The sequence below is a fragment of the Synechococcus sp. WH 5701 genome (assembly GCF_000153045.1).
Taxonomy (GTDB): domain Bacteria; phylum Cyanobacteriota; class Cyanobacteriia; order PCC-6307; family Cyanobiaceae; genus Regnicoccus_A; species Regnicoccus_A antarcticus.
Window position 1 is genome coordinate 1 of the sequence record NZ_AANO01000076.1, and the last position, 1,451, is coordinate 1,451.

Annotated in this window: 2 protein-coding genes; both read left to right on the forward strand. The window is 62.0% G+C overall.

What is annotated here, in order from left to right:
- The first annotated feature begins 8 nt into the window (after positions 1–8).
- A complete protein-coding gene (locus WH5701_RS16215; protein WP_369791627.1) occupies positions 9–1,142 on the forward strand; it encodes a cobyrinate a,c-diamide synthase in 1,134 nt (377 codons plus the stop codon).
- Between the two features lie 20 nt (positions 1,143–1,162).
- The gene (locus WH5701_RS00445) at positions 1,163–1,444 is read left to right on the forward strand and encodes an acylphosphatase (RefSeq protein ID WP_009790232.1); all 282 of its coding nucleotides are present in this window, start codon (positions 1,163–1,165) and stop codon (positions 1,442–1,444) included.
- Positions 1,445–1,451 lie beyond the last annotated feature (7 nt).

The window sequence follows — 1,451 nt, forward strand, 5'->3', positions numbered from 1 at the left end:
TGTGCTCCATGGCCCTGATCGAAGGCGTCATGGGGCTCTTCGATGGCATTGGCAGTACGGAGGAAGGCAGTACGGCCGCGATCGCTCGCCTTCTCCATCTCCCCGTGGTTTTAGTTGTGGATGCCGGAGGCCAAGCGGCCTCGCTTGGGGCCCTCGTGCGTGGGTTCAGAGATCACGACCCAACACTCAACCTCGCGGGCGTTGTGATCAACCGTGTGAACAGCGCTCGCCATCGCGCCTTGCTGCAGGACGTGCTCGACCGTCTTGGCGTGCCTCTCCTCGGCTGCATGCCTCGAACGGATGCCCTACAGCTGCCCAGTCGACACCTGGGGCTGGCGCCAGCCCATGAGTTGGACGATCCGACGCAACGGCGGCAAGCCTGGGCCGACTTGGCTGAACAGCATCTCGACCTGGGCACCCTGGCGCCACTCATGCAGGCTCCTTCTGCGGGCCCTTCGGTGTTCGCAGACATCCCACCAGGCCATGGACCATCCCTGCCTGTGGCCGTGGCGGCTGATGCCGCCTTCCATTTCCGCTATCCCGAAACGGGCGAATTACTGGAGCACCTGGGGATGCCCGCTGTGCCCTGGAGCCCTCTGGCCAATACGGCCATTCCAAAGGAGGCCAAAGGTTTAATTCTCCCCGGGGGATTCCCGGAACAACATGCCGAGCAGATCAGCCAGGCCACGGAAAGCCTCAACTCCTTGCGGCAGTTTTGCCATCAGCGGCCTGTCTATGCCGAATGTGGCGGCATGCTGCTGCTGGGACGGCAACTCAGCGATCTCGATAGCAAGGCCCATCCCATGGCCAACATCCTTCCCTTTGATGCTCGCCGCGGCCGACTGCAAGTGGGATATCGCCGCCTGAAGCCCCGGGAGGATGGGTTGCTGGTGAGGAAGGGGGAAGAGGTCACCGGCCATGAATTTCACCGCTGGGAACTGGACGACCCCCGAGGGGCCGACGACGGATCCGTGCTGTGGGAAATTAATGGTTGGCGAGTGAGCCAACGTCCGGAAGGATGGAACAAACGGACGTTGCACGCGAGCTGGGTACACCTGCATTGGGCCAGTTGTTCGACGATTTGCTTCCGATGGCGCGCCGCACTCGCAACCGAAGCGAGATCATCGCCAGGCGATTTGTGAGCCGACAGCAGCCCACACGAATGCAACCATTCGTGGAGCGCTGGCGCTGGATCATTCAAGGCCATGTGCAGGGCGTTGGATTTCGAGCCAGCTGCAGCCGTCGTGCCTTGGATATGGGCCTCAAGGGATGGGTTCGTAACCTGCAAGACGGCAGTGTTGAAGTGCAGGCAGAGGGCCCACCCATTGCTCTTGCGGAGCTAAGGGCCTGGTGCGAAAAGGGTCCGCTTGGGGCTCAAGTGCAACGGGTGAAACCATGCCAGTTGCCGGTGCGGGGGGACGACTGGTTTGAGGTGCGTTACTAAAACGCGA

Coding starts and splice junctions, on each gene's coding strand:
- WH5701_RS16215 (WP_369791627.1), top strand. CDS start 9: ATGGCCCTGATCGAAGGCGTCATGGGGCTCTTCGATGGCATTGGCAGT.
- WH5701_RS00445 (WP_009790232.1), top strand. CDS start 1,163: ATGCAACCATTCGTGGAGCGCTGGCGCTGGATCATTCAAGGCCATGTG.